We start from the raw sequence: 21,290 nt of genomic DNA on the forward strand, positions 1-21,290 counted from the left end.
TCTCGGGAAGCCTCGGCGCCACACCCGGGAGCCGTTCTCGTCGAGATACCTCAGGGAGGCCGATCCACGCGTGCTGCCGGGGCCGGTCTGGCAGGCGCCTTGACCTGTAGCGCGCTATAGGTTGTGCCATGGATCGTGTGCCGCCCTCCTTGACCCCGCAGCTCGACGTCGAAGTTCCCGAAGGGGGACTTTCGATCGGGGACGCCGCGGCCGCCGTCGGGCTGAGTGTGCAGACCCTGCGCTACTACGAACGCGAGAGGCTGCTACTCGACCCGACGACGCGCCGGAGCAACGGTCATCGGCGCTTTCACCGCAACGACCTCGACTGGCTGGCCGGCTTGGTCATGCTGCGCGAGACCGGGATGCCCATCGCCCGGATTCGCGATGTCGCCGCGCTGAGCCGGACGCCGGGGACGGAGCGGGAGCGCCTCGCAGCGTTCGAGGAGCATCGACGAGCCGTCGTCGCGCGGCTGAGGCGCACGCAGGAGCACCTCGCGGCACTGGACACGAAGATCGCTGCGTATCGCGCATACGTGGCCGGCGAGGAAGAGACGATCCATGACGAATGACAACCACCGAGCGTTCGAGCCGGTGCTGCTCGGTGACGGACTGCGTGTGCCACCGCTCGGTCTGGGTGCGATGGGGATGAGCGCCTTCTACGGCGCGAGCGACGAGGCCGAGTCGATCGCGACGCTGCGGCACGCCGTCGACGTCGGCGTGAACTTCATCGACACCGCAGAGGCATACGGCCCGTTCGAGAACGAGAGGCTGATCGGACGTGCACTCGGCAGACGGCGTGACGAGGTGGTCCTCGCGACCAAGGCCTCGGCGGAGACCGATGACGACGGCACGGTCCACGGCCGGAACGGTACGCCGGAGTACATCCGCAAGGCCGCGCACCGCTCGCTGAAGCACCTCGGCACGGACCACATCGACCTCTACTACCTGCATCGCGTGGACCCGAACGTCCCCGTCGAGGAGTCCGTCGGCGCCATGGCCGAGCTCGTCGCCGAGGGAAAAGTGCGGCACATCGGCCTGTCCGAGGCCTCGGCCGCGACAATCCGGCGCGCGCACGCCGTCCATCCGCTGGCCGCCGTGCAGTCGGAGTTCTCGCTCTTCGCGAGGGACGTGCTGCACAACGACGAGCTGGCGACGATGCGCGAGCTCGACATCGGGCTCGTCGCGTTCTCTCCGCTCGGGCGGGGAGTGCTCACCGACAGCATCACGTCGCTCGACGATCTCGACGCCGAAGACGCACGTCGTACGCTCCCGCGGTTTCAGCCTGAGGCGTTCGCCGCCAATCGTCGGCTGGTGGAACGGGTGGCCGTGATCGCTCGCCGGCACGGGGCGACTCTGGCTCAGATCGCCCTGGCGTGGGTCATCGCCGAGGGCGTGGTCCCGATCCCGGGCATGCGGCGCCGGGCTCGGATCGACGAGAACCTCGGGGCGGTCCGGATCGCGCTGTCGGAGGGCGAGCGGGCCGAGCTGGCCCAGGCACTACCCGCCGCGGAGATCGTGGGGACGCGGGACTACGCCGAGACCAGGGCAGGAGTAGATCGGTGACGCGCCATGCGTCGCGGCCGGGGGATGATGCCAACGCACGACAGAAATCGGCCACGTCACGTGGTGGCCGCATGTTGAGTGGACGCACCGTTGAACGCATACAGCTTGATGATCTGGTCGAACAGCTCGTCGACGAGACGCACGGTTTGGCCGAACCGCCCTGCCCCACGCGAGATCGCGAGCAGTGTTGCGCCGGTCCAACGCCGCCGCAGAGGGGACGGCTCGATGGGGCTCCTCCACTCGTGGCCGTCAGGCGAAGCCTCCGATCACCACCGTCCACTCGCGCACGGACCGCGCCGTGACCAGGCCGTGCGTCCGGAACGGATCCGGGTCCAGCGCCCCGAGCGCGGTCTCCGGTGACTCGGCCTCCAGGATCAGGAGCGCGCCCGCGGCCGCCGTCGCGCCTTCGGCGGAGGTGACCGCAGGCTGCGGCCCGGACGCCCGGAGCGTCCCGGACTCGTGCAGGCCGCGCAGGAAGGCGCGGTGGTCCGCACGGTGCGCGTCCAGCGCGGCGGCGTCGTCTGCGTACTCGTACGTCACGGCGTAGGTCGTCATACAGGCCATTGTGCAGGGCCCGGGGCGCGGACCGCGGTGGCCGTCCGGCCGGGGCGAACCGCGCCGGCGCCCGTCCCCGGCTCTCGGGAGAACGGGCGCCGGCGCCTCGCTCACGCGGGGTGCCCGCTCCGACCGGGACCGCCCGGCGGAGCGAGCGGCTCACTCACCGGCGGGGGCCTGCGCCGCCTCGGCGTGTGCGAGGGTCACGAGGGCCTGGGCGTTCACGGCGTGCTGCCAGGCGCCGAGATCACCCACGCTCTTGATCTTGAGTGCCGCGAGCGCCTCGTCGTGCTTGGGGCTCAGGCCGAGGAGCGCCGAGGGCGGAGCGGCGAGGATCTCGCTGATGCTCTTGCCGCGGTAGTCCTTGTCGACGAGGTTGTCGAGGTTCAGGCTCACGAAGGATTGCCTTTCGTCGTTGCGGTCGTGTCTGCGGCCGGGAAGAACCGGCCGCCCGCAGGATGTCGTGTTCCGCCCTGGTTTGCAACGTGCGCCCGATATCGGAGACCGCCTGGCGAGGCCTCTGGATCCTCCCGGTTCGCCCGGGGAGGAAAAGCGCACACCGGATGCAGCACCTCCAGGTGCGCGGACGACCGGAACCCTGGCAGACTCCCCCCATGGCGCCCTACACCGGCGATGTTGTCACCGGCTGCGACCCCGACGTCCGCCTGCTCGACGAGGTCGCGATCCACAAGATGTCCGTGGGCCCCATGGACAACAACGCGTACCTGCTGACCTGTCACTCGACCGGCGCGCAGCTGTTGATCGACGCTGCCGCCGACCCCCAGTCACTGATGGACCTGATCGACATGTCCGAGGGCGACGGGCCGGGGGACGGCCCGCTCGACGCGGGCCCGCCGCTCGATCTCGTCGTCACCACGCACCGCCACGCCGACCACTTCGGCGCGCTCGCCGACATCGTCGCGGTCACGGGCGCGCGCACCGTGGCCGGCGCGGACGACGCCGCGTCGATCGCCCACGACTCCGGCACGGCGATCGATCTGCCCGTGTCCGACGGTGACACCGTCACCTTCGGCCGGATCACGCTGGACGTGATCCAGCTGCGCGGGCACACGCCGGGGTCGATCGCCCTGGCCTACACGGAGCCCGATAACGTTTCCCGGCAGGACGCGGCCGCCGGGCGGGCGCACCTGTTCACCGGCGACGCCCTGTTTCCCGGCGGCCTGGGGAACACGCACGACGACCGGAACCGCTTCGCGACCCTGCTGGACGACGTCACCACGCGGATCTTCGACCGGTACCGGGACGACACCTGGGTCTATCCGGGCCATGGGGTCGACACGACGCTCGGGGCGGAGCGTCCGCACCTCGACGAGTGGCGCGCGCGGGGCTGGTGACGGCGCCCGGCAGGGGGCAGCGCCGCATCAGGACGTCGAGCTGTCCTCGAGCTCGGCGGCGCGCCGCCGGTCGCTACGGTCCTTGAGCAGGGAGGCCACCGTGGTGATGGCCAGCACGACCACGATGAACGCCAGGGAGACCGACGTCGGGATGTCGGGAATCAGGTCGACCTCGCGGCCACCGTTGATGAACGGGAGCTCGTTGAGGTGGAGGGCGTGGTTGACGAGCTTGACGCCGATGAAGCCGAGGATCACCGCCAGGCCGTAGTTGAGGTAGACGAGCTTGTCCAGCAGGCCGTCGATGAGGAAGAACAACTGCCGCAGGCCGAGCAGCGCGAACGCGTTGGCCGTGAAGACCAGGTACGCCTCCTGCGTCAGGCCGAAGATCGCCGGGATCGAGTCGACCGCGAACAGGAGGTCCGCGGAACCGATGGCGATCATGACGACGAGCATCGGGGTGATCATCCGGCGCCCGTCGATCTTGGCGGTCATCCGGTCCGCGACGTAGGTGTCGGTGACCGGGAAGAGCCGGCGTACGAGGCGCAGCACGCCGTTCTCGTGGTACTCCTCGTCGCTCTCGCCGCCGCTCCTGGCCTGGGACCACGCGGTCCACAGGAGGAAGATGCCGAAGAGGTAGAACACCCAGCTGAAGTGCGCCACGAGGGTCGCACCGAGCATGATGAAGACCGTCCGCATGACGAGGGCGATCGTGATCCCGATCAGGAGCACCTTCTGCTGGTACTCCCGCGGCACCTTGAAGCTCGCGAGGATGAGGACGAACACGAACAGGTTGTCGACGCTCAGCGACTTCTCGGTGACCCATCCGGCGAAGTACTCCCCGCCGTACTGCGGCCCCCACGCCCACCAGACGATCCCGCCGAACGCGACCGCGATCAGGACGTAGACGAGAGACCAGCGCCCGGCCTCGGCGATGGACGGGAAGTGGGACTTGCGGACATGGCCGAAGTAGTCGACCGCGATCATCACGAGGATCGCGAGGACGGTCAGGCCCCAGGCCCAGATCGGCACGTTCATGAGAAATAACCTCCGGTGGACAGCGTCAGGCACCGGAGGTCTCTCCCAACCCACGAGCACACCGCTGCCGTGAAGCACGCGACGCGACTCGAGAGCCGACACGCCCGGAGCAACATCGTTGTCACCCGTACTGACGAACGCACCGTCTCGGGATACTCCCCTCCTGCCGGAAAGTGTACGCGACCAGAGCGTTCACGGAAAACGTGAGCTCCGCCTCCCCGGACGGCGCGGCGTCCACCGGCTCAGGCGGTGGCGGCCTGCATCTGCCGCAGTTCCTTCTTCAGCCCCGAGATCTCGTCCCGCAAGCGGGCCGCGACCTCGAACTGCAGCTCGGCCGCGGCGCCGTGCATCTGGTCGGTGAGTTCCTGGATGAGCTCCGCCAGCTCGCTCGCCGCGGCACCCGCCAGCCGGTTGCCCGTGGACGCGCCCTCCTTCGGCGTGCCCGGGACCGGCGCCCTGCCGCGCCCGCCGCCCGGAGCCTTCCGGTAGCCGCCCGCGAGCAGCTCCTGCGTGTCGATGTCCTCCCGGGCGAGCATGTCGGTGACGTCCGCGATCTTCTTGCGCAGCGGGGTGGGGTCGATCCCGTTCGCCTCGTTGTAGGCGATCTGCTTGGCCCGCCGGCGGTCCGTCTCGTCCAGCGCCTGGCGCATGGCCGGGGTGATCTTGTCGGCGTACATGTGCACCTGGCCGGACACGTTACGGGCCGCTCGCCCGATGGTCTGGATCAGCGACCGCCCCGAGCGCAGGAAGCCTTCCTTGTCCGCGTCGAGGATCGCGACCAGGGATACCTCCGGCAGGTCGAGACCCTCGCGCAGCAGGTTGATGCCGACCAGTACGTCGAACTCGCCCAGGCGAAGCTCACGCAGCAGCTCGACCCGCCGGAGCGTGTCGACCTCGGAGTGCAGGTACTGCACCCGGACGCCGCGCTCCAGGAAGTAGTCGGTGAGGTCCTCGGCCATCTTCTTGGTGAGCGTGGTGACGAGCACCCGCTCGTCCTTGTCGACCCGCTCACGGATCTCGCCGAGCAGGTCGTCGATCTGGCCCGTGGTCGGCTTGACCACCACCTCCGGGTCCACCAGGCCGGTCGGGCGGATGACCTGCTCGACCACGCCGTCCGACAGCGCCCGCTCGTAGTCCCCCGGAGTGGCGGACAGGTACACCGTCTGCCCGATGCGCTCGGTGAACTCCTCCCACCGCAGCGGCCGGTTGTCCATGGCGCTCGGCAGCCGGAACCCATGGTCCACGAGGGACCGCTTGCGCGACATGTCACCCTCGAACATCGCGCCGATCTGCGGCACCGTCTGGTGCGACTCGTCGATCACCAGCAGGAAGTCCTCGGGGAAGTAGTCGAGCAGCGTGTTGGGCGCGGTGCCCGGGGCACGCCCGTCGATGTGCATCGAGTAGTTCTCGATCCCGCTGCAGGTACCGATCTGCCGCATCATCTCGATGTCGTACGTGGTCCGCATGCGAAGGCGCTGCGCCTCCAGGAGCTTGTTCTGCCCCTCCAGCTCCGCCAGCCGCTCGGCGAGCTCCGCCTCGATCCCGGTGATCGCGCGCTCCATCCGCTCCGGACCGGCCACGTAGTGGGTCGCCGGGAAGAGGTAGACGCTCTCCTCGTGGCGGACCACGTCCCCCGTGAGAGGGTGCAGGGTCTGGATCGCCTCGATCTCGTCGCCGAACATCTCGATCCGGACCGCCATCTCCTCGTACACCGGGATGATCTCCACCGTGTCCCCCCGCACACGGAACGTGCCGCGGGTGAACGCCGTGTCGTTGCGCGTGTACTGCATGGTGACGAACTTCCGCAGCAGCTCGTCCCGGTCCACCACGTCGCCCACGTCCAGCCGCACCATGCGGTCCACGTACTCCTGCGGCGTGCCGAGTCCGTAGATGCACGACACCGAGGCGACGACGACCACGTCGCGACGAGTCAGCAGCGACGACGTCGCGCTGTGGCGCAGCCGCTCGACCTCGTCGTTGATCGAGGAGTCCTTCTCGATGTACGTGTCCGACTGCGCGATGTACGCCTCGGGCTGGTAGTAGTCGTAGTACGAGACGAAGTACTCCACGGCGTTGTTCGGCAGCAGCTCGCGGAACTCGCTGGTGAGCTGCGCCGCGAGCGTCTTGTTCGGTGCCATGATGAGCGTGGGGCGCTGCAGCTTCTCGATGAGCCATGCCGTCGTCGCGCTCTTGCCCGTTCCGGTGGCGCCCAGCAGGACGACGTCCTTCTCCCCCGCCTGGATGCGCTCGGCGAGCTCGGCGATCGCCGTGGGCTGGTCGCCGGCGGGCTGGTACTCGGAGACGACCTCGATGGGGGCGACGGTCCGCTGCAGATCGGTGACGGGGCGCATGGTTCCAAGGTAGCCGGACTGTCTGACAGTGTTGTCCCGAGCAGCCGGGGAAATGCTTTCCCGGGCCGCCGGGCTCAGCCCCTGCGGGCGCTCCTGCGTCGCGTCCTCGGGTCTTCGCAACGCCTTCGGCCCGTCGGGCCGGGGACCGGTCGGGTCGCGTGTCACGGGTGCGTATCAGGGGTCAGGGATCAATGCTCCGCGCCCGCGGCCATCGCCTTCTCCTGCTGCTCCCCGCGGGCGGCGGCGAGGGACGTGGTCAGCACGATCCGCAGGGCGGCGGCCAGGGTGTCCAGCGGGAGGCCGGGATCGCCGTCGACCGCCTCCTCCGTCATCCGCGGGACGTGCACGAACCCTGTCACGCCGTCCCCGAACGCGTCGCGCAACGCGTAGAACAGGGCGTTGCACACGAACGTCCCCGCGGTGTTGGAGACGACCGCCGGGATACCTGCCTCGCGCAGCCCGGCGAGCGCCGCCTTCACCGGCAGCCCGGTGAAGTGGGCGGCGGGCCCCGCGTCGACGAGCGGCTCGTCGGCGGGCACGTGCCCGGCGTTGTCCGGGATGCGTGCGTCGGCCACGTTGATCGCGACCCGCTCCAGGCGGATCACGTCGGTCTGCGCCGCAAGTCCCACGCCGACCACGACGTCGTACGGCGCGCCCTCCTCCTGCGCCGCCAGCACCGCCTCGCGCACCGGGGCGAACGCCCCGCCGAACGTGACGGGCAGCAGCAGGGTGTCGAGCGCCGCTCCCCCGGTCTCCGCACGTCCGCTCGCCGCCCCCCAGGTCGCCGCGAGCCGCTTCACCGCCTCGGCCGACGCGTTGACGCCGTCACCGCCGAACGGCTCGAACCCCGTGACGAGCGCCCTCATGCGCCCGCCGCCCGGCTGTCGTGCAGGGCGGCGTCCTCGGCCTCGGCCTCCGCCTCCTGCGCGACCTCGCGCTGGGCCCGCTCCCACAGGGCGTCGACCTGCTCGTCCAGGTTCTCCTCGGTCCCCGTGCCGTCGAGCACGACGTCGGCGGCGGCGAGCCGGTCCTCGTCGCTCGCCTGGGCGGCGATCCGGCCGCGCGCCTCCTCCGCGTCCATGCCCCGACCTTCGACGAGACGCTCCAGCCGCTGCTCCGCCGGGGCATGCACCACGACGACGAGATGGAACGCCTCCGCCTGCCCGGTCTCGACGAGCAGGGGGATGTCGTGCACGACGACGGCCCGGGGGTCGCGTGCCGCGGCCTCCGCCTCGTGCTCGGCGGACAGCCGGCGCACCTCGGGGTGCACGATCGCGTTGAGGCGTTCCCGGGCGCCGTCGTCGGCGAACACGAGACGCCCCAGCGCGGGGCGGTCCAGTGCGCCGTCGGCTCCGATCACCTCGGTGCCGAACGCCTCGGCGATCTCCTCGAGGCCGACGGATCCCGGGGCGACGGCGGTGCGGGCGAGCTGGTCGTGGTCCACGACGACCGCGCCGAGGGCGGCGAGGCGACGCGTGGCGACCGACTTTCCGGCGGCGATCCCGCCGGTGAGGCCGATTCGGAACATACTCCTATCCTGCCTCACGACCGGCAGTTCCGCCCTGGTTGCGCGATCGGTCACGTTATGACCGATCGAGGATCGGTCCGGGTATCACCGGCGGCGATGCCCAGTGCCTCGAAGCTCAGCGCGTCGGCCTCGGCGGGGCCGTCAGACGCGGGCGGGCGTGCGGGCCGCGGTGCGCTCGGGAGTGAAGGCGACGGGCAGCGTGGCGGGGTAACGCGACCACGGCGACGGCGCCCACGTCACCTCGGAGTCGGTCAGCCGCAGGTCCAGGCGCTTCATGAGGCTCTCCACGGCGATCTTCACCAGGAGCCGCCCCGGCCGCTTGGCGGGGCACGCGTGCGGTCCGACGCCGAACGACAGGTGCGACTGGTTGCCCGTCTCGAACAGTTCGTCCGCCGCGCGCACGCGCGGGTCGTTGTTCGCCGCGGCCACACCCATCACGATCGCGTCGCCGGCCTTGATGCGGGCCTCGCCGAGCGTGCAGTCCATCACGGCGTACCGGGCCGGCAGGTTCGCGACGGGCGGCTCACGCCACAGCGTCTCATCCATCGCGTCGTCCAGACCACGACGCACGCCGGTGACCCGGCCGGTGTAGCGCGGGTCGGTCAGCATGCGGCGCAGCGTCGCCGCGATCCAGGTGATCAACATCTCGTTGGCCGCACAGATCGCCACCACCATGGTGTGCCCGATCTCGATGTCGTCCTCGAACGCCGGGTGCTCGATGAATCGGGCCGTCAGGTTCTGTCCCGGTTGCGCCCGGGTCGCGGCGACGTGGTCCAGCACGATCCGGTCCATCGTCTCGAGAGCCGCGACGGGGTCGCCCCCGTGACCGAAGATCCCCATCGCGCAGCGCAGCAGCGCGAAGCCCTGTTCCTCGTCGAACCCGAACATGCCGGACACGGCCAGGAACGACACCGCCGCCGCGTACTCGCCGATCAAGTCGGCGCTGCCCCGGGCCGCGAACGAGTCGATCAGCCCGTCGCAGACGCCGCGGACCAAGGCCGCGGTGCGCACCTCGTCCATGCTCGAGAACGCCTCGTCAACCGGCAGCCGCAGCCGCCGGTGCTCCGCGCCGTCCGCGAAGTACAGGTTCCGCCGTCCGGTCGGAGACAGGATGGCGTGCAGGTTCGACTCCGGCGGTAGCTGCTCTCTCCAGTGCCGCGGATCGCGGGCGAAGACGCTCTCCGTACGCATCACCGCCATGACCTCGGCGTGCCCCAGCACGAGCCAGCCGGGAACCCCGGGTTCGAGATCCACCGGCGCGACGGGCCCCCACTCGTCCTGCAACTTCCGCAGTACCACGGCCATGTCCTCCGCGCCGGTCAGGTCGGCCAGCGCCACCCGACCTCCGCTGCGCTGCGGTTCCCGGTCAGACATGACCCTCCACTCGTCGCCGTTCATCGAGCTGTCCATCGACTCATCCGTAAAATATGGGGCGACCTGCATAGACGCCCTGACCTTGGGTTTCTATCACAAGTAGCGGCAAACGCGTAGTACGCCCGTGGTCCGTGCGCGGCCTGAGACCGACGCCGCCTCGACCGATGCGGCCCGACCGACGCGGCCTCAGGAAGACGCCGCCCTGGGTGGACGACGACGGCCCGCCGACCCTCGGAGGGTCGGCGGGCCGTCGGACGGCTCAGATCAGTTGCCGGTCAGCTTCTCGCGAAGCGCGGCGAGCGCCTCGTCCGAGGCGAGTGTGCCCGCACCCTCGTCCTCGACCGGAGCCGACGAGTAGGACGAGGACGACGACGCGGCGGCCGGCGCCGGAGCCTCGGCGACGGTGTCGTTGTCCGCGGCAAGCGCCTCGGCGACCTGCTTGCGGTGCGCCTCCCAGCGGGCGTGGGCCTTGGCGTACTCCGCCTCCCAGGCCTCGCGCTGGGTCTCGAAGCCCTCGAGCCACTCGTTGGTCTCCGGGTCGAAGCCCTCGGGGTACTTGTAGTTCCCCTGCTCGTCGTACTCGGCGGCCATGCCGTACAGCGCGGGGTCGAAGTCCTCGGACTCCGGGTCCACGCCCTCGTTGGCCTGCTTGAGCGACAGCGAGATGCGGCGACGCTCCAGGTCGATGTCGATGACCTTGACGAAGACCTCGGCACCGACGGACACGACCTGCTCGGCGAGCTCCACGTGGCGCACGGCCAGCTCGGAGATGTGCACGAGGCCCTCGATGCCGTCCTCGACGCGCACGAACGCGCCGAACGGGACGATCTTGGTGACCTTGCCGGGCACGACCTGGCCGATGGCGTGGGTGCGCGCGAAGGTCTGCCACGGGTCCTCCTGCGTCGCCTTCAGCGACAGGGAGACCCGCTCGCGGTCGAAGTCGACGTCGAGCACCTCGACGGTGACCTCCTGGCCCACCTCGACGACCTCGGACGGGTGGTCGATGTGCTTCCAGGAGAGCTCGGAGACGTGCACGAGGCCGTCCACGCCGCCCAGGTCGACGAACGCACCGAAGTTGACGATCGAGGAGACCGTACCGGGGCGCACCTGGCCCTTCTGCAGGGTCTGCAGGAAGGTCGAGCGCACCTCGGACTGGGTCTGCTCCAGCCAGGCGCGGCGCGACAGGACCACGTTGTTGCGGTTCTTGTCGAGCTCGATGATCTTGGCCTCGATCTCCTTGCCGACGTACGGCTGGAGGTCGCGGACGCGACGCATCTCCACGAGGGAGGCGGGAAGGAAGCCCCGCAGGCCGATGTCGAGGATGAGGCCGCCCTTGACGACCTCGATGACGGTGCCGGTGACGACGCCGTCCTCCTCCTTGATCTTCTCGATCGTGCCCCAGGCGCGCTCGTACTGGGCGCGCTTCTTGGACAGGATCAGGCGGCCTTCCTTGTCCTCCTTCTGGAGGACCAGGGCCTCGACGTCGTCACCGACGGCGACGACCTCGCCGGGGTCGACGTCGTGCTTGATCGAGAGCTCCCGGGAGGGGATCACGCCCTCGGTCTTGTAACCGATGTCGAGGAGAACCTCGTCACGGTCCACCTTGACGATCGTGCCTTCGACGATGTCACCATCGTTGAAGTACTTGATGGTGGCGTCGACGGCGGCAAGAAAGTCGTCCTCGGTGCCGATGTCGTTGACGGCGACCTGAGGCGCGGACTTCGTGGTGGAGATGGTCATTGAGTTCGATGCTCCGATGCGGACATGACGTAGTGCGGACAGGGACAGAAAGTGGTGTGCGGCGCTCTTGGGTGGGCGCACGGCACCGCCGAACATCCTAGCCACGGCTCGCCGGACCGGTCAACGCGAGAGCGGCCCGGCGGCGTGGCGGCGGGGTGTCGGCGGCTCAGAGCGCGAGTTCCAGGTCCTTGCCCGGAATCGCGTCGAGCAGGGTGCGGGTGTACTCGGTGCGGGGCGAGTCGAACACCTCGTCGACCGTCCCCTCCTCGACGAGCATGCCGTTCTGCATCACGAGCACCCGGTCGGCGATCTGCCGTACCACGGCCAGGTCGTGCGTGATGAAGAGGTATGTCAGCCCCAGCTCCTCCTGCAACCCGGCGAGCAGCCGGAGGATCTGCGCCTGCACGACGACGTCGAGCGCGGACACCGCCTCGTCGCAGACGACGAGCTCGGGCTTGAGCGCCAGGGCACGCGCGATCGCCACGCGCTGGCGCTGGCCACCCGACAGCTCCGACGGGAACCGGCGCAGCAGCCCCTTGCCGAGCGCCACCTGCTCGGCGAGTTCCTCGACCCGCGCCCGGCGGGCCTCCGGGTCGCCGAACCGGTGCGCGCGAAGAGGCTCCTCGATCGCCCGGAACACGGAGTACATCGGGTCGAGCGACGAGTACGGGTCCTGGAACACCGGCTGGACACGGCGGCGGTACGCGATCCGCTCGGCCTGGGTGGACCCGCCGGCCGGCCGGCCGTCGAAGTGGATCGTGCCCGTGGTCGGCGTCTCGATGTCGAGGATCATCCGGGCGAGAGTGGACTTGCCGGAGCCGGACTCCCCCACCACCGCGACGGTCGACCCGCGCGGGATGTCGAGACTCACGCCGTCGACGGCCGTGAAGTCCTTGCCGCGCCCCAGCAGGCCCTGCCCACGGATCCGGAACACCTTGGACACGTCCCGCACGCTGACGAGCGGCGCGGCCCCGCGATCCGCCGCACCGTCCTCGTGCGCCAGCAGCGTCCGGTCGAGCACGTCGTCCAGGCCGCGCTTCCGCGCGATCTCGATCCGCCGCGACGCCAGCGAGGGCGCCGACGCCATGAGCCGGCGCGTGTACTCGTGCCGCGGGTTCCTCAGCACGTCCCGTGCCGGGCCCTGCTCCACGATCTCGCCGCGGTACATCACCACGACCTTGTCGGCCCGCTCGGCCGCGAGACCCAGGTCGTGGGTGATCAGCAGCACGGCGGTGCCCAGCTCGTGGGTCAGGTCGGACAGCTGGTCGAGGATGCCCCGCTGCACCGTGACGTCGAGGGCCGACGTCGGCTCGTCCGCGACCAGCAGCGCCGGGCGTCCCGACAGCCCCATCGCGATGAGCGCGCGCTGCCGCATACCACCGGAGAACTCGTGCGGGTACTGCGACGCACGGCGGCCGGCGTCGGGCAGGCCGACCTCGTCGAGCAGCTCCACCGTCCGGGCCCGTGCGTCCCGGCGGGTGCGCAGACCGTTGTCGATCAGGCCCTCGTCGATCTGCCGCCCGATCCGCATCACCGGGTCCAGGTTGGTCATCGGGTCCTGCGGCACGAGGCCCAGCTCGGTGCCCCGCAGCCGAGCCAGGTGCTGCGGCCCCGCCTCGCCCAGGTCCTCGCCCTGGAACCAGATGTGCCCCTCGGCCACCGAGCCGTTGCTCGCGAGCAGCCCCAGAACGGCCATCGCGAGCGTCGTCTTGCCCGACCCGGACTCGCCGACGATGGCCACCGTCTCGCCGCGGCGCACCACCAGGTTCGCGTCACGGACCGCACGTGCGGCGCCGCCCTCCGTCCGGAAGTCGACGGCCAGGTCCTCGATCCGCAGCACGACGTCGTCCGCGCCGGTCTTGGCCACGCCGGTCTCGGGCGCGCCGGCCTCGGCCGCGCCGGAGCCCGCCGCGGGCCTCTGTTCGTTCATCGTGTTCTTCTCGTCGCTCATCGCCGGGTCCTGTTCCGCGGGTCGAGGGCCTCGCGCAGGCTCTCGCCCACGAGGGTGAAGCCGAGGGCGGTGATCGCGATGCAGAGGCCGGGCAGGATCGCCAGACGCGGCGCGACCGCGAGCTCCTGCTGCGCCGCCGTCAGCATGCGTCCCCATTCCGCCGTCGACGGCTCGCCACCGCCCAGGCCGAGGAACGACAGCGCCGCGGCCTCGATGACGGCTGTCGCGAGGGTCAGCGTGGCCTGGACGATGACCGGCCCCACCGAGTTCGGCAGCACGTGGCTCATCGTCACCGAGCGTCGCGTCAGCCCCAGCGCGGAGGCCGCCAGGACGTAGTCCTGTCCCCGCTGCGCGAGCATCGACCCGCGCAGCAGCCGGGCGAAGATCGGCACCTGCACCACGCCGATCGCGACGATCACCGCCATCTGGGACTGGCCGGCGACCGCGGCGATCGAGACGGCCAGCAGCAGCGACGGCACGGACAGCATGAGGTCGACCAGACGCATGGCGGCGAAGTCGACCCAGCGTCCGAACCAGCCCGCGAGCAGACCGATCAGCATGCCGCCGGTGAGGCCGAACAGCGTCGAGACCACACCGACCAGCAACGACGCGCGTGCACCCCAGATCAGCTTGGAGAAGACGTCACCGCCGTACCGGTCCACCCCGAGCCAGTACTCGGCCGACGGGCCCGGGATGTACGTGGGCCGCACGTCCGTCCGGCCCGGCAGTTCGTGCGGCCCGTACGGAGCGATCAGCGGCGCGAGGACCGCGACGATCACGAAGGCCGCGACGATCACGAACCCGGCGATCGCCACCGGGTTCCGGCGCAGCGTGCGCCAGGCGCGCCGCCACACGCCCTCGCCGGAGTGGTCCGCACCGGCGGCACCGCCGTCGTCCCCGTGGATCGAGGCCGGCTCGTGGAGGGGCGCGCTCGCCGCGCCCCCTGCCCCCGAGGTGGGGGGAAGCTCGCCTGTGCTCACTGCTGCCTCCTCAGACGCGGGTCGATCAGCCCGTACGACACGTCGACGAGCAGGTTCACCAGGGCGTAGGTCACCGCGATGAGCAGGACGAAGCCCTGCAGCACCGGATAGTCGGCGTTGAACACCGCCTCGGCCAGGAAGCTGCCGATGCCGCTGAACGCGAAGACCGTCTCCGTGAGCACCGCGCCCGACAGCAGCAGGCCGACCTGGAGCCCGATGGTGGTCAGGACGGGCAGCATGGCGTTGCGCAGGATGTGCTCGGTCCGCAGCCGTGCGGGCCTGATGCCCTTGGCACGGGCCGTGCGGACGTAGTCCGCGTTCTGCACCTCGGACACGGCGGCGCGGGTCATGCGGGCGATGATCGCCAGCGGGATGGTGCCCAGCGCGATACCCGGGAGGATCAGATGCACCAGCGCGTCCCACGCCGCGTCCCACTCGGCGGTCAGGATCCCGTCCAGGACGTAGAAGTTCGTCGGATGCGTCGCCTCCATGGTGGGGCTCATCCGGCCGCTCGTCGGGAACCAGCCCAGCTCCACGGCGAAGAAGTACTTCAGGATGAAGGCGAGGAAGAACACCGGCACGGTCACGCCGACGAGCGACACGACGACGGCGGTGTGGTCGACGACGGTGCCCGCCCGGCGCGCCGCGAGGTACCCGAGCGGGATGCCGATCCCGATCGCGAAGATCAGTGCGACGACGGTCAGCTCGATCGTCGCCGGGAACCGGTTGACGAACTCCTCCAGCACGGGACGGCCGCTGCGCAGCGACGTCCCGAGGTCGCCCTGCAACAGGCGCAGGAGGTACTTCCCGTACTGGACGATCAGGGGCTGGTCGAGCCCCATCTCGGCCTCGATCGCTGCGGCCGCCTCGGGGGTGTAGCGCTCTCCCAGCATGGCCGTGACCGGCCCGCCCGGCAGCGCCCGCACCCATGCGAACAGCAGTACCGAGAGCCCCAGGAGGAGCGGTATCAGGAGCAGCAGCCGCTGCCCGACGAGTCTGAGCATGTGCAATCCCTATCGTGACGGTTCCCCGGGCTCCGCTGCGGCCACGTGCCTCGTTCCTCGGCCCGCGACGTCCCCTCGCCCTTCGTCACCCTCAGTGGTGGTCCTTCGTTCTTTCCACGGCAGATGGATGCCCGTGCCCGACGGCGCTCGGCCGCGGGCACGGGCATCGATGTTACGGCCTGTGACAGCCGCGCGAGGTCACGCTCACTCGAACGTGATCGTGTGGTACACCTCGTCCTGCACCGGCGAGATCGGGTAGTCCACCACGTCCGACGCGACGACCAGCGTCGGCACCGGGCTCGCGATCGGCACGCCCGGCAGGAAGTCCATCAGGACCTCGTTGGCGTGCTGGTAGGCGGCTTCCTGCTCCTCGAGCGGCGCGTTGCGGGCGTCGTCGATCGCCTCGAACACCTCGGCGTCGTCGAAGCCCCACTCCAGCGACTTCGAGCCGAAGAACGTGCCGATGAAGTTGTAGGTGTCGTTGTAGTCACCGGTCCAGCCGAGCAGGTGCAGACCGTGGTTCTCGCCGCCCTGGATGGTGTCGATGTACGTGGGGCTCCACGGCTCCGGCGTGGCCGTGACCGTGATCCCGACCTCCTCGAGGTCCGCGGAGATCGCCTCGAAGATCGCGGCGGGGTCCGGCATGTACGGACGCGAGACCTCGGTCGGGTAGTTGAACTCGATCTCGAGGTCCTCGGCGCCGGCCTGCTCGAGGAGGTCCATCGCCAGCTCGGGGTCGTAGTCGTAGGTGGCGACGTCCTCCGAGTAGCCCATCACCGTGGACGGGATGAACTGCGTGGCGATCTCGGTGCCCTCCGGGAGCGTCGACTGCGCCAGCCCCTCCTTGTCGATCGCATGGGTGATCGCCTGACGCACGAGCGGGTCGTCCAGCGGCTCGGCGGCCTGGTTCATGCCCAGGTACAGGATGTTGAAGGCGGGGCGGTTGTGCAGCGTGAAGCCCGCCTCCTCGAGGGCGGCCACGTCGGCCGGGGCGACCAGGTCGTACCCGTCGATGTCGCCCGCCTCGAGCGCCTGCCGGCGCGCGGTGCCGTCCGCGATGGTCGTGAAGATGATCCGCTTCACGTCCAGGATCTCGTCACGGTAGTCCTCGTTGGCCTCGAGCGTGACGCTCTCGCCGGAGGCCCACTCGACGAACTTGTACGGGCCGGTGCCCGTCGGGTGCGCCTGGCCGTACTCGGTGAGCTGCGGTGCGTCCTCCGTGCCCTGCACGTCGTCGGCGCCGTACTCCTCGAGCGCGGTGGGCGACTGCATCGACAGCGACGGCAGCGACAGTGCGGCGATGAGCTCCGGCACCGGCGCGTTCAGCGTGACGACCGCGGTGGCGGCGTCCGTGGCCTCGCAGGAGTCGTACTTGCTGTCCTCGCCCGTACCGCCGAAGACGGCCTTGTAGTAGTACGAGAGGTTCTCGTGCGCCGCGAGACCGGTCCAGTCGCGCCAGCGGTCGAAGTTCGCGCACACGGCCTCGGCGTCGAAGTCGGTGCCGTCGTGGAACGTCACGCCTTCCACCAGGTGGAACGTGTACTCCAGGCCGTCGTCGCTGATGTCCCAGTCCTCGGCGAGCAGCGGGGCGGGCTCCGCGGTGCCGGGCTCGACGCCGACCAGCCCCTCGAAGATCTGCCGGGCGACCCGGAACGACTCGCCGTCGGTGGCGAACGCGGGGTCGAGCGTGGACGGCTCGGCCGAGGCGGCGAACACGAACGTGTCCTTCCCGCCGTCACCGCCGGAACCCTCCTCGCCGCGCTCGCTCGCGACACAACCGGACAGCGCGACGGCGCCGGCGGCCACGAGCGCGACAGGCGCCCCCAGCCGGCGCAGTGAACCCAGACGCATGGCGTCTCCTTCCTCGGACGCGGCGCGCAGGTTACGCACGCCGCTGCGTGGTGTGCGCCTGACTCTAGGTTCACCCGGGTTGCGCCAGTGTTTCGCTGTGTGCCGGTTGTCCATATCGTGATCGATTCGTGATCGGCCACCGCGTGCTATGGGATCCTCCGCGCCTGGCCGTGGCCGCCGGGCCGAGGCCGCCAGGACGTAGCTGCGGGCGCGGCGCACGGCGCGGGCAGGACGTAGCCGCGGGCGCGGCGCACGGCGCGGGCAGGACGTAGCCGCGGGTACGGGCGCACGGCGCGGGCGAGCGGCTGCCGCGAGAGGATGTCCTCCGTGCGCGACTACGGATACCGCGAGGTGCCCGACCGTGAGGGCGGCGCCGCCGCACGCGGCTGGTGGGACGACAACGCCGACGAGTACCTCGACGACCACGGCGGCTTCCTCGCGGGTGAGCTGCGCTGGGGACCGGAGGGCCTCACCGAGTCCGAGGCCCGGCTGCTCGGCGACGTCGCCGGCCGCGACGTGCTCGAGATCGGGGCGGGCGCCGCGCAGTGCTCCCGCTGGCTCGCCGAGCAGGGCGCGCACGTCGTGGCCACGGACGTCTCGGGGGCGATGCTCCGCGAGGGGCGGGATCGTGCGCCCGCCGGGGCGGGCGTCCCCCTGGTCCAGGCCGACGCCCGTGCGCTTCCTTTCGCCGCCGCCAGCTTCGACGTCGTGTTCACCTCGTTCGGCGCGATCCCGTTCGTGCCGGACGCCGCCCGCGTGCACGCCGAGGCCGCCCGCGTCCTGCGCGCGGGCGGCCGCTGGGTGTTCTCCGTGACGCATCCGCTGCGCTGGGCGTTCCCGGACGACCCGACCGCGGCCGGGCTGACCGCGACGCGTTCCTACTTCGACCGGCGCCCGTACGTCGAGACCGACGACACGGGCCGCGTCGCCTACGCCGAGTACCACCGCACCGTCGGGGACCACGTCCGGGAGATCGCGGGCGCGGGCCTGCGGCTCGCGGACCTCGTCGAACCGGAGTGGCCCGACTGGAACACCGGGGTCTGGGGCGGCTGGGGCCCGGAACGGGGTCGCCGTCTGCCGGGCACGGCCGTCTTCGTCACGCACAAGGACTGAGGCGCGGCTCCCGCGGACCCGCGAGCTGCGCCCACCGCCTCGTCACCCGGGTCGGACCGCCTCGTCGCCCGGGTCAGTGGGCGGCGTCGTGCCAGCTCTGCCCCGCTCCCACCGAGACCTCGAGCGGCACGTCGAGCTCGAAGGCCGCGCCCATCTGGGCCCGCAGCAGGCTCTCCATCGCCGCGCGCTCCCCCGGGGCGACCTCCACCACGAGTTCGTCGTGCACCTGGAGCAGGACGCGGGACGCGAGTCCCTGGGCGTCCATCTCGCGTCGCACACCCAGCATGGCGAGCTTGATGATGTCCGCGGCCGACCCCTGGATCGGGGCGTTGAGCGCCATCCGCTCCGCCATCTGACGACGCTGCCGGTTGTCGCTCGTGAGGTCCGGGAGGTACCGCCGCCGTCCCAGTACCGTCGCGGTCCATCCGGTGGCACGCGCCTCCTCGACGACACCGGTGAGGTAGTCCCGTACACCGCCGAACCGTTCGAAGTAGTCGTCCATGAGACCTTGCGCCTCGCCGGTGGAGATGCCCAGCTGCTGCGACAGCCCGAACGCGCTCAGCCCGTACGCCAGGCCGTAGCTCATGGCCTTGACCTTGGCACGCATCTCGGGTGTGACGTCCTCCGGCGCCACCTGGAAGACTCTCGACCCGACGTAGCGGTGCAGGTCCTCTCCGGAGCGGAAGGCGCTGATGAGACCCTCGTCGCCGGAAAGGTGCGCCATGATGCGCATCTCGATCTGGCTGTAGTCCGCGGTCAGGAGCGTCTCGTAGCCCGGGCCCACGACGAACGCACGCCGGATGCGCCGGCCCGCCTCCGTCCGGACAGGAATGTTCTGCAGGTTCGGATCGACCGAGCTGAGCCGGCCCGTCGCGGCGATGGTCTGCTGGAACGTCGTGTGGATCCGCCCGTCCGGCGCGACGGTGCGCAGGAGCCCTTCCACCGTGGTCCGCAGGCGCGTGACGTCGCGGTGGACGAGGAGATGCTCGAGGAAGGGGTGCTGCGTCCGGGCGAACAGGTCCTGGAGCGCCGCCGCGTCCGTCGTGTAGCCGGTCTTGATCTTCTTCGTCTTGGGCATCGCCAGCTGGTCGAAGAGCACCTCCTGCAGCTGCTTGGGACTGCCGAGGTTCACCTCCCGCCCGATCACGTCGAACGCGGCCGCGGCCGCGTCGGCCACTCCCGCCGCGAAATGCTTCTCCAGACCCGTGAGGTACTCCACGTCGGCAGCGATCCCCGCGCGCTCCATGGAGGCCAGGACGCGCGACAGCGGTAGCTCGACGTCGGCGAGCAGGTGGACCGCCCCGCGATCGGCGAGCTCCCCGGCGAGCACGCCGGCCAGGTCACCGACGGTGGCGGCGCGCGACGCCTCCAGCTGCCCCGTGGTGCCGCCGTCCAGGTCCAGGTCGAGGGCGCCCTGGGCGGCCGGGGCCGCCTCGCCGAGCCGCCGGCCCAGATGGCGCTCGGCGAGGTCGCCGAGGTCGTAGCCGCGCTGGTCCGGATGGCACAGGTAGGCAGCGAGCTCGGTGTCGAAGTCCACGCCGCGCAGGTCCCAGCCCCTCCCCGCGAGCGCGTGCGACGCGGCCTTCGCCCCGTGCACCACCTTCGGCGCGTCGCCGTCGACGAGCCAGACCGTGAGCGCCTTGTCGTCGTCGGGCGCGAGGTCGGCGGTGTCGTACACGACGGCGTGGCCGTCCGGGGCGGCCACGGCGATCTTCCACGTGTCGCCACCCACGGGCGTGGTCGTGCCGGAGATGTCGAGGCCGAGACGGCCGGTGCGCGCGGCGAGCCAGGCCGCGAGTCCACCGGGTGCGACGTCGTCGACCTCGATCTCGACGGTGCCGGTGGGCTGCTCGCCCTCCGGCTCTCCGGCCGGGTCGACGGCGAGGAGCCGGTCACGCATCTGGCCGAACTGGAGGGCGTCGGAGACGCGGTGGACGGCCTCGCGGTCGAAGCCCGTCAGGACGAGGTCGTCGAGGCCGAGCTCGAGAGTGACGTCGGTCAGGAGCGCGTTGAGCTCCCGGTTGGTCCGCACCTGCTCGAGGTGGTCGCGGAGCTTCTCCCCCGCCTTGCCCTTGACCTCGCCGGCGCGGGCGAGCAGTTCGTCGAGCCCGCCGAACATGGTGACCCACTTGGCGGCGGTCTTGGGCCCCACCCCGGGGATGCCCGGGAGGTTGTCGCTCTTCTCGCCGACGAGCGCCGCGAGATCCGGGTACTGCCGCGGCGGCACCCCGTACTTCGTCTCGACGGCGGCCGGTGTCATGCGAGCCAGCTCGGAGACGCCCTTGACCGGGTAGAGGACGGTGACGTCGTCGTCCACGAGCTGGAGGGCGTCGCGATCGCCGGAACAGATGAGCACCTCCATGCCCGCGGCGGACGCCCGGCCCGCGAGGGTGGCGAGGATGTCGTCGGCCTCGATGCCCTCCGTCGACAGGTAGCGGAGGCGCAGGGCGTCGAGCACCTCGTGGATGAGCGGGACCTGGGAACGGAACTCGTCGGGTGTCGCGGCGCGGCCCGCCTTGTACTCCGGGTACTTCTCGGTGCGGAAGGTGACGCGGCCGGCGTCGAACGCGACGGCGGCGTGCGTGGGCCGTTCGTCGCGCAGGAGGTTGGTGAGCATCGAGGTGAAGCCGAACACCGCGTTGGTGACCTGACCGGAGGTGGTGGCCAGCGTGTCGGGCAGGGCGAAGAACGCCCGGTAGGCCATGGAGTGGCCGTCCACGAGCAGCAGCCGGGGGCGGGTCCCGGCGGGGTCGCCGGTGGGAAGGTCGGTTCGCGCTTCGGTCGTCACGGATGACAACCTATCCCGCATGACTGACATCGACGCGGGGCGCAGTGGAGGGCACGGGCCGAGGAACGAGGCACACGCCCGCAACGAAGTCCAAGGAGATGG

17 protein-coding genes are annotated in these 21,290 nt (G+C 70.7%); 4 read left to right on the top strand and 13 right to left on the bottom strand.

The window, feature by feature from the left end; translation table 11 throughout:
• Positions 1-128 precede the first annotated feature (128 nt).
• Complete coding sequence (locus J0911_RS15620; protein ID WP_207276394.1) at positions 129-569, top strand: MerR family transcriptional regulator; 441 nt, start codon at positions 129-131, stop codon at positions 567-569.
• Complete coding sequence (locus J0911_RS15625) at positions 559-1,563, top strand: aldo/keto reductase (RefSeq protein ID WP_207276395.1); 1,005 nt, start codon at positions 559-561, stop codon at positions 1,561-1,563. The genes J0911_RS15620 and J0911_RS15625 overlap by 11 nt, the downstream gene beginning before the upstream one ends.
• Positions 1,564-1,812: 249 nt before the next feature.
• Here J0911_RS15625 and J0911_RS15630 read toward each other — a convergent pair whose 3' ends face one another.
• On the bottom strand, positions 1,813-2,118 hold the full coding sequence (locus J0911_RS15630) for a YciI family protein (RefSeq protein WP_207276396.1): 306 nt from the start codon (positions 2,116-2,118) through the stop codon (positions 1,813-1,815).
• Positions 2,119-2,277: 159 nt separating this feature from the next.
• Entirely contained in the window at positions 2,278-2,514 is a 237-nt protein-coding gene (locus tag J0911_RS15635; protein ID WP_207276397.1) for a hypothetical protein, read from the bottom strand.
• A 218-nt stretch (positions 2,515-2,732) separates the two neighbouring features.
• On the opposite strand from J0911_RS15635, the gene J0911_RS15640 reads away from it, so the two are divergent.
• The gene (locus J0911_RS15640; protein WP_207276398.1) at positions 2,733-3,473 is read left to right on the top strand and encodes an MBL fold metallo-hydrolase; all 741 of its coding nucleotides are present in this window, start codon (positions 2,733-2,735) and stop codon (positions 3,471-3,473) included.
• Positions 3,474-3,500: 27 nt separating this feature from the next.
• Here the strand turns inward: J0911_RS15640 and J0911_RS15645 are convergent, their stop codons facing one another.
• The 10 genes from J0911_RS15645 to J0911_RS15690 all read right to left on the bottom strand — a co-directional run bounded on the left by J0911_RS15645 (position 3,501) and on the right by J0911_RS15690 (position 17,287).
• Positions 3,501-4,508 (bottom strand): TerC family protein, encoded by a 1,008-nt coding sequence (locus J0911_RS15645; protein WP_207276399.1) that lies wholly within the window; start codon positions 4,506-4,508, stop codon positions 3,501-3,503.
• Positions 4,509-4,750: 242 nt separating this feature from the next.
• The gene (gene uvrB / locus J0911_RS15650) at positions 4,751-6,859 is read right to left on the bottom strand and encodes an excinuclease ABC subunit UvrB (protein WP_207276400.1); all 2,109 of its coding nucleotides are present in this window, start codon (positions 6,857-6,859) and stop codon (positions 4,751-4,753) included.
• Between the two features lie 188 nt (positions 6,860-7,047).
• On the bottom strand, positions 7,048-7,725 hold the full coding sequence (locus J0911_RS15655; protein ID WP_207276401.1) for a pyroglutamyl-peptidase I: 678 nt from the start codon (positions 7,723-7,725) through the stop codon (positions 7,048-7,050).
• Positions 7,722-8,387 (bottom strand): dephospho-CoA kinase, encoded by a 666-nt coding sequence (gene coaE / locus J0911_RS15660; RefSeq protein WP_207276402.1) that lies wholly within the window; start codon positions 8,385-8,387, stop codon positions 7,722-7,724. Before coaE ends, J0911_RS15655 begins: the two co-directional genes overlap by 4 nt.
• A 141-nt stretch (positions 8,388-8,528) precedes the next feature.
• On the bottom strand, positions 8,529-9,761 hold the full coding sequence (locus tag J0911_RS15665; protein WP_207276403.1) for a cytochrome P450 family protein: 1,233 nt from the start codon (positions 9,759-9,761) through the stop codon (positions 8,529-8,531).
• A gap of 264 nt (positions 9,762-10,025) precedes the next feature.
• Positions 10,026-11,501 carry a 30S ribosomal protein S1 gene (gene rpsA / locus J0911_RS15670; protein ID WP_207276404.1) on the bottom strand — a complete coding sequence of 492 codons (1,476 nt, stop codon included), beginning with the start codon at positions 11,499-11,501 and terminating at the stop codon, positions 10,026-10,028.
• 166 nt (positions 11,502-11,667) lie between these two features.
• Positions 11,668-13,431, bottom strand: coding sequence for a dipeptide ABC transporter ATP-binding protein (locus tag J0911_RS15675; RefSeq protein ID WP_207276847.1), 1,764 nt, complete (start codon positions 13,429-13,431; stop codon positions 11,668-11,670).
• Between the two features lie 17 nt (positions 13,432-13,448).
• Positions 13,449-14,432 carry an ABC transporter permease gene (locus tag J0911_RS15680; RefSeq protein ID WP_207276405.1) on the bottom strand — a complete coding sequence of 328 codons (984 nt, stop codon included), beginning with the start codon at positions 14,430-14,432 and terminating at the stop codon, positions 13,449-13,451.
• Positions 14,429-15,436, bottom strand: a complete 1,008-nt coding sequence (locus J0911_RS15685) for an ABC transporter permease (protein WP_207276406.1) — start codon at positions 15,434-15,436, stop codon at positions 14,429-14,431. The genes J0911_RS15680 and J0911_RS15685 overlap by 4 nt, the downstream gene beginning before the upstream one ends.
• A 204-nt stretch (positions 15,437-15,640) precedes the next feature.
• A complete protein-coding gene (locus J0911_RS15690) occupies positions 15,641-17,287 on the bottom strand; it encodes an ABC transporter substrate-binding protein (protein WP_207276407.1) in 1,647 nt (548 codons plus the stop codon).
• 318 nt (positions 17,288-17,605) lie between these two features.
• On the opposite strand from J0911_RS15690, the gene J0911_RS15695 reads away from it, so the two are divergent.
• The gene (locus J0911_RS15695) at positions 17,606-18,400 is read left to right on the top strand and encodes a class I SAM-dependent methyltransferase (protein ID WP_207276408.1); all 795 of its coding nucleotides are present in this window, start codon (positions 17,606-17,608) and stop codon (positions 18,398-18,400) included.
• A gap of 73 nt (positions 18,401-18,473) precedes the next feature.
• Here J0911_RS15695 and polA read toward each other — a convergent pair whose 3' ends face one another.
• Complete coding sequence (polA, locus tag J0911_RS15700) at positions 18,474-21,209, bottom strand: DNA polymerase I (protein ID WP_207276409.1); 2,736 nt, start codon at positions 21,207-21,209, stop codon at positions 18,474-18,476.
• Positions 21,210-21,290: the final 81 nt, after the last annotated feature.

Source organism: Myceligenerans salitolerans (assembly GCF_017349295.1).
Lineage (GTDB): Bacteria > Actinomycetota > Actinomycetes > Actinomycetales > Cellulomonadaceae > Myceligenerans > Myceligenerans salitolerans.